Raw genomic sequence first — 7,761 nt, 5'->3', positions numbered from 1 at the left:
GTTCCTTGACGAGGGGTTGAGGGAAGCCTTCGACGATATCTCTCCCATAGCCGACTACAGCGGCTCGCTTAGTCTGGAATTCGTGGATTTTGAGTTGAGCAGGGATGACGTGAAGTATTCTATTGAAGAGTGTAAAGAAAGAGATGCTACTTATGCGGCACCCTTGACGGTGACTGTCCGCCTTTATAATAAGGAAAAAGAGGAGATCAGCGAGCATAAGATCTTTATGGGCGACCTTCCCCTGATGACTGAGACGGGTACTTTCGTGATCAATGGCGCCGAACGAGTCATCGTAAGCCAGTTGGTTCGTTCCCCTGGCATTTATTACGCCATAAGCCATGACAAGATCGGAAAAAGGCTCTATTCCTGCACGGTGATTCCTAATCGGGGTGCGTGGCTGGAGTACGAGACGGATTCTAATGATGTATTCTATGTGCGTGTGGACCGTACCCGTAAGGTGCCCGTCACCGTTCTGATTCGAGCTCTGGGTATTGGCACCAATGATGAGATCCGGGAGGTTTTCGGTGACGAACCCAAGATAGAGGCCAGCTTTACCAAGGACACTGCTGAGAATTATCAGGAGGGTCTGTTAGAGCTGTACAAAAAGATCCGCCCCGGCGAGCCTCTGAGCGTGGAGAGCGCAGAGAGCCTGATCAACGCCATGTTCTTCGACCCCCGCAGATATGACCTGGCCAAGGTAGGCAGATATAAGTTCAACAAGAAGCTGTCCATGCGCAACCGGATCAGAGATCAGATCCTGGCGGCGGATGTGGTGGATCCTTCCACAGGGGAGATTCTGGCCGCGGCAGGCGAGAAGGTGGAGATGGAGCTGGCGGACAGGATTCAGAATGCCGCCGTTCCCTTCGTATATATCCAGACGGAGGAGAAGAACGTGAAGGTCCTCTCCAATATGATGGTGGACCTGACGGCCTATGTGGACTGCAACCCCAGGGACTTCGGCATCCGGGAGAAGGTGTACTACCCTGTGCTGGCCCAGATCCTGGAGGAGTTCGCGGACGATCCGGAGAAGCTGGCGGAGGCTTTGAAGAAGAACGCCCATCAGCTGGTGCCCAAGCATATCACTAAGGAGGACATCATCGCCTCCATCAACTATAATATGCATCTGGAGTACGGCCTTGGGAACGACGACGATATCGACCATCTGGGCAACAGGCGCATCCGCTGCGTGGGCGAGCTGCTGCAGAACCAGTACCGCATCGGCCTGTCCCGCATGGAGAGGGTGGTGCGGGAGCGCATGACCACCCATGACGCGGACGAGATTTCGCCCCAGTCCCTGATCAACATCAAGCCTGTGACGGCTGCGGTGAAGGAATTCTTCGGTTCCTCCCAGCTGTCCCAGTTCATGGACCAGAACAACCCGCTGGCGGAGCTGACCAACAAGAGGCGTCTGTCCGCTCTGGGTCCCGGCGGTCTGTCCAGAGACCGGGCCGGATTCGAGGTGCGTGACGTGCACTACTCCCACTACGGCAGGATGTGCCCCATCGAGACCCCTGAAGGCCCCAACATCGGTCTGATCAACTACCTGGCCAGCTATGCCAGGATCAATGAATACGGATTCATCGAAGCGCCCTACAGGAAGGTGGACAAAACCGACCCGAAGAATCCGGTGGTCACGGACCAGGTGGTCTATATGACCGCGGACGAAGAGGACAACTATCATGTGGCCCAGGCCAGCGAGGCGCTGGACAAGGAGGGGCATTTCGTGCGCACCACCGTGTCCGGCCGTTACCGGGAGGAGACATCGGAGTATCCCCGTTCCATGTTCGACTACATGGATGTGTCCCCCCGCATGGTGTTCTCCGTGGCCACGGCGCTGATTCCTTTCCTGCAGAACGACGATGCCAACCGCGCGCTGATGGGCTCCAACATGCAGCGCCAGGCCGTGCCGCTTCTGGGGACGGAGGCGCCTGTGGTGGGCACGGGCATGGAGCCCAAGGCTGCCGTGGACTCGGGCGTCTGCGTGGTGGCGAAGAAGGCGGGGACGATCGACTACGTGTCCTCCGCCATGATCCGGATGACCTATGATGACGGTGAGAAGGCGGAGTTCCGCCTGACCAAGTTTACCAGGAGCAACCAGTCCAACTGCTACAACCAGAAGCCCATTGTCTTCAAGGGCGACCATGTGGAGGCGGGAGCGGTGATTGCGGACGGCCCGTCCACGGCCATGGGCGAGCTGGCCCTGGGCAAGAACCCCCTGATCGGCTTCATGACATGGGAGGGCTATAATTACGAGGATGCCGTACTGATCAGCGAGCGGCTGGTGCAGGATGATGTGTATACCTCCGTGCATATAGAGGAGTATGAGGCGGAAGCCCGCGACACCAAGCTGGGGCCCGAGGAAATCACGAGAGACGTGCCCGGCGTGGGCGACGATGCCTTGAAGGATCTGGACGACAGGGGAATCATCCGCATCGGCGCGGAGGTCCGTGCCGGCGATATCCTGGTGGGCAAGGTGACCCCCAAGGGGGAGACCGAGCTGACGGCGGAGGAGCGCCTGCTGCGCGCCATCTTCGGCGAGAAGGCCAGGGAAGTCCGGGACACCTCCCTGAAGGTGCCCCACGGCGAATACGGCATCGTAGTGGACGCCAAGGTGTTCACCAGGGAGAACAGCGACGAGCTCTCCCCCGGCGTGAACCAGGCGGTGCGCATCTATATCGCGCAGAAGAGAAAGCTTTCCGTGGGCGACAAGATGGCAGGCCGCCACGGCAACAAGGGCGTGGTGTCCCGTGTGCTGCCCGTGGAGGATATGCCCTACCTGCCCAACGGCCGTCCCCTGGACATCGTGCTGAATCCTCTGGGCGTGCCTTCCCGTATGAACATCGGGCAGGTGCTGGAGATTCATCTGTCCCTGGCGGCAAAGGCCCTTGGATTCAACGTTGCCACCCCGATTTTCGACGGGGCCAACGAGAATGATATCATGGACACTCTGGATCTGGCCAACGATTATGTCAATCTGGAGTGGGAGGAATTTGAGGCGAAGCACAGAGACGAGCTGCTTCCCGAGGTGCTGCAGTACCTTTCCGACAACAGGGAGCACAGGGAGCTGTGGAAGGGCGTGGAGATTTCCAGGGACGGGAAAGTCCGTCTGCGGGACGGCAGGACAGGAGAGTTCTTCGACAGCCCTGTCACCATCGGCCACATGCATTACCTGAAGCTCCATCACCTGGTGGACGACAAGATTCATGCCCGTTCCACCGGACCGTACTCCCTGGTGACCCAGCAGCCCTTGGGCGGCAAGGCCCAGTTCGGCGGCCAGCGCTTCGGAGAGATGGAGGTGTGGGCCCTGGAGGCCTACGGCGCGTCCTATACCCTGCAGGAGATCCTCACGGTGAAGTCCGACGACGTGGTGGGCCGCGTGAAGACCTATGAGGCCATCATCAAGGGGGAGAATATCCCCGAGCCCGGCATTCCCGAGTCCTTCAAGGTGCTGTTAAAAGAGCTGCAGGCCCTGGGACTGGACGTGAGGGTGCTCCGGGAGGACCAGACGGAAGTGGAGATCATGGAGACCATCGACTACGGCGACACGGATTACCGCTTCGAGATGGGGGACGACCGCAAATACGATGATTATGACAATGGCTCTCTGGGCGACATGGGATATCAGGCGCAGGAGTTCGACGAGAGCGGTGAACTGATGAACTCTGAGGACGATGAAGACGAGGATGAGGATTTCGAGGACGATGAAGACAGCATGGACTTCGAAGGGGATTCCGAGGACTTCGTGGAGGCTGAGGAATTCTGATGCCGGTTCGTGGCGGCCCGGGCCGCACAGAGCGATTACCCATTAGGAATCCTCAGATTCCTTGGGAAAAAGTAAGGAAGGAGTGCCATTCATGTCAGAGACAAAAAATGAGGCAACAGCATACCAGCCTATGACCTTTGATGCCATCAAAATAGGCCTGGCTTCACCTGAAAAGATCCGCGAATGGTCCCATGGCGAGGTCATGAAGCCCGAAACCATCAACTACAGGACGCTGAAGCCCGAGAGGGACGGCCTGTTCTGCGAGAAGATATTCGGACCCAACAAGGACTGGGAGTGCCATTGCGGAAAATATAAGAAGATCAGATACAAGGGCGTAGTCTGCGACCGCTGCGGCGTGGAGGTGACGAAATCCAGCGTCCGCAGGGAGCGCATGGGCCATATCGAGCTGGCTGCGCCTGTGTCCCACATCTGGTATTTCAAGGGGATTCCCAGCCGGATGGGGCTGATTCTGGACCTCTCCCCCAGAGTGCTGGAGAAGGTGCTCTATTTCGCCTCCTATATCGTGCTGGACCCCGGTGAGACGGGCCTGGACTTCAAGCAGATCCTGTCCGAGAAGGAATACCAGGATGCCAGGGAGATGTATGGGAACAAGTTCCGGGTAGGCATGGGCGCGGAGGCCATCAAGGAGCTGCTCCAGGCCATCGACCTGGACGAGGAGGCGGAGGAGCTGAAGGCCGGACTGAAGGAGTCCTCCGGCCAGAAGCGGGCCCGCATCATCAAGAGGCTGGAGGTGGTGGAGGCTTTCCGGGAATCCGGGAATATGCCTGACTGGATGATCATGGACGTGATTCCGGTCATCCCGCCGGACATCCGTCCCATGGTCCAGCTGGACGGCGGCAGGTTCGCCACCTCCGACCTGAACGACTTATACAGAAGGATCATCAACAGGAACAACCGCTTAAAGAGGCTGCTGGAGCTGGGCGCTCCGGACATCATCGTCCGCAACGAGAAGCGCATGCTGCAGGAGGCCGTGGACGCCCTGATCGACAACGGGCGCAGAGGCCGCCCTGTGACAGGACCCGGCAACCGTGCCCTGAAATCCCTGTCAGACATGCTCAAGGGCAAGACGGGGCGGTTCCGCCAGAACCTCCTGGGCAAGCGAGTGGACTATTCCGGCCGTTCCGTTATCGTGGTGGGGCCTGAGCTGAAGATCTACCAGTGCGGTCTGCCCAAGGAGATGGCCATCGAGCTGTTCAAACCCTTCGTGATGAAGGAGCTGGTGGCCAAGTGCATCAGCCAGAACATCAAGAACGCCAAGAAGCTGGTGGATAAGATGGACAATCAGGTCTGGGACGTGCTGGAGGAGGTCATCAAGGAGCATCCCGTGATGCTCAACCGCGCCCCCACCCTGCACAGGCTGGGCATCCAGGCATTCGAGCCCATTCTGGTAGAGGGTAAGGCCATCAAGCTCCATCCCCTGGTGTGCACCGCCTTCAACGCGGACTTTGACGGAGACCAGATGGCAGTGCATCTGCCTCTTTCCGTGGAGGCCCAGGCGGAGTGCCGTTTCCTGCTCCTGTCGCCCAACAACCTGTTGAAGCCCTCCGACGGCGGCCCTGTGGCAGTGCCGTCCCAGGACATGGTGCTGGGCATCTACTACCTGACCCAGGAGAGGCCGGGTTCCCTGGGAGAGGGGAAGCACTTCAAGAACGTGAACGAGGCCATACTGGCTTATGAGAATAAATATCTGACCCTGCACTCCAGGATCATCGTCAGGGTGTCCAAGAAGAACGCGGAGGGCGAGACTGTCGCCGGAAATGTGGAGTGTACGCTGGGGCGTTTCATCTTCAACGAAATCCTGCCCCAGGATCTGGGCTTCGTGGACAGGAGCGTGCCGGAGAACTTCCTGAAGCCGGAGGTGGACTTCCATGTGGACAAAAAGGGTCTGAAGAAGATTCTGGAGAAGGTCATCAACACCCACGGCGCGTCCAGGACCGCGGAGGTGCTGGACGATGTGAAGTCCATCGGCTACAAGTATTCCACCCAGGCGGCCATGACGGTGTCCATCTCCGACATGACTGTGCCTGCCAAAAAGCCGGAGCTGCTGGCCCAGGCTCAGGCCACCGTGGATAAGATTTCCACCAACTTCCGCAGGGGCCTGATCACCGAGGAGGAGCGCTACCGCGCGGTGGTGGAGACCTGGAACGAGACCGATAAGGAACTGACGGACGTGCTGCTGGCGGGTCTGGACAAATACAACAATATTTTCATGATGGCGGACTCCGGCGCCCGTGGCTCCAACCAGCAGATCAAGCAGCTTGCGGGCATGCGCGGTCTGATGGCGGATACCACAGGCCGTACCATCGAGCTGCCGATTAAGTCGAATTTCCGTGAAGGACTGGACGTTCTGGAGTATTTCATGTCCGCCCACGGCGCCCGTAAGGGCCTGTCCGACACGGCGCTGCGCACTGCCGACTCCGGTTACCTGACCAGGCGAATGGTGGACGTGTCCCAGGAGCTGAGCATCCGGGAGGTGGACTGCAGCGAGGACAGGACGGAGATTCCGGGCATGACGGTGAAGGCCTTCATGGACGGCAAGGAGACCATCGAGGGCCTGAAGGACAGAATCACGGGGAGATATTCCTGTGAGGACATTTACGATAAGGACGGGGAGCTGATCGTCAAGCACAACCACATGATTACTCCCGGCCGCGCGGCCAGGATCCTGAGCACAGGGGTGGACGAGAAGGGTGAGCCCATCGAGGCGGTCAAGATCCGCACCATCCTCACCTGCCGCTCCCATGTGGGCATCTGTGCGAAATGCTACGGCGCCAACATGGCCACAGGCGAACCCGTGCAGGTGGGCGAAGCGGTAGGCATCATCGCCGCCCAGTCCATCGGTGAGCCCGGAACCCAGCTTACCATGCGTACCTTCCACACCGGCGGCGTGGCAGGCGACGATATCACACAGGGTCTTCCCCGTGTAGAGGAGCTGTTCGAGGCCAGAAAGCCCAAGGGCCTTGCGATCATCGCGGAATTCGGCGGCAAGGCGGAGCTGCGGGACACCAAGAAGAAGCGCGAGGTGGTCATCACCAACAATGAGACCGGCGAGAGCAAGGCATACCTGATTCCCTACGGCTCCCGCATCAAGGTGCTGGACGGCCAGGTGCTGGAGGCCGGAGACGAGCTGACGGAAGGAAGCGTGAACCCTCACGACCTGCTGAAGATCAAGGGCATCCGCGCCGTGCAGGATTATATGCTGCGGGAGGTACAGAGGGTGTACCGCTTACAGGGCGTGGACATCGCGGATAAGCACATCGAGGTCATCGTGCGCCAGATGCTGAAGAAGGTGCGCATCGAGAACAGCGGGGACACGGATTTCCTGCCGGGGACGCTGGTGGACGTGCTGGAATATGAGGATATGAACGAATCCCTCTACTCGGAGGGCAAGGAGCTGGCGGAGGGAAAGCAGGTGCTGTTAGGCATCACCAAGGCGGCTCTGGCCACCAATTCCTTCCTGTCGGCCGCATCCTTCCAGGAGACCACCAAGGTGCTGACAGAGGCTGCCATCAAGGGCAAGATAGACAATCTGATCGGCCTGAAGGAGAACGTCATCATCGGTAAGCTGATTCCTGTGGGCACCGGCATGAAGCGCTACCGCAACACAAGGCTGAACACGGATGAGCTGGAGACCATCTCCTTTGACGAGCTGGGGGACGAGGAATTCGACGAGGCCGTGGAAGGGGAGGGATTCGACGATATGCCGGAGGAGCCTGCGGAGGACGGGGATATCGAAGAGACTGACCAGGCGGATGCCGAGGACTTCCTGGATGAGACGGAAGATGCCGGGGACGGCGCGTATGTGGATGAAGACGACGCATACGAGGAAGAGGATACAGAGGACGAGGAAGAGGACGACGAGGACATGGAGGGCTCTGAGGAAGAGGACGACATGACCGGAGAAGACCGGTAAGCCGGACAGAACTGAAGAGACAAAACGGGGCCGTCGGCGACAGGCTGAATGGCGCGGATATGCG

Annotated in this window: 2 protein-coding genes; both read left to right on the top strand. The window is 59.1% G+C overall.

From position 1 onward, the window contains the following. Positions 1-3,763, top strand: a 3,763-nt coding sequence (locus Q2B33_RS12520) for a DNA-directed RNA polymerase subunit beta (RefSeq protein ID WP_300822859.1), incomplete at its 5' end; no start/stop codon positions are given. A 91-nt stretch (positions 3,764-3,854) separates the two neighbouring features. Beyond that, a complete protein-coding gene (gene rpoC, locus Q2B33_RS12515; protein WP_300570136.1) occupies positions 3,855-7,697 on the top strand; it encodes a DNA-directed RNA polymerase subunit beta' in 3,843 nt (1,280 codons plus the stop codon). Positions 7,698-7,761: the final 64 nt, after the last annotated feature.

It is taken from the genome of uncultured Acetatifactor sp., from assembly GCF_948601915.1.
In the GTDB taxonomy this organism is placed as follows: Bacteria; Bacillota; Clostridia; order Lachnospirales; family Lachnospiraceae; genus Acetatifactor.
This window is presented reverse-complemented; position numbering and strand designations above follow the sequence as displayed.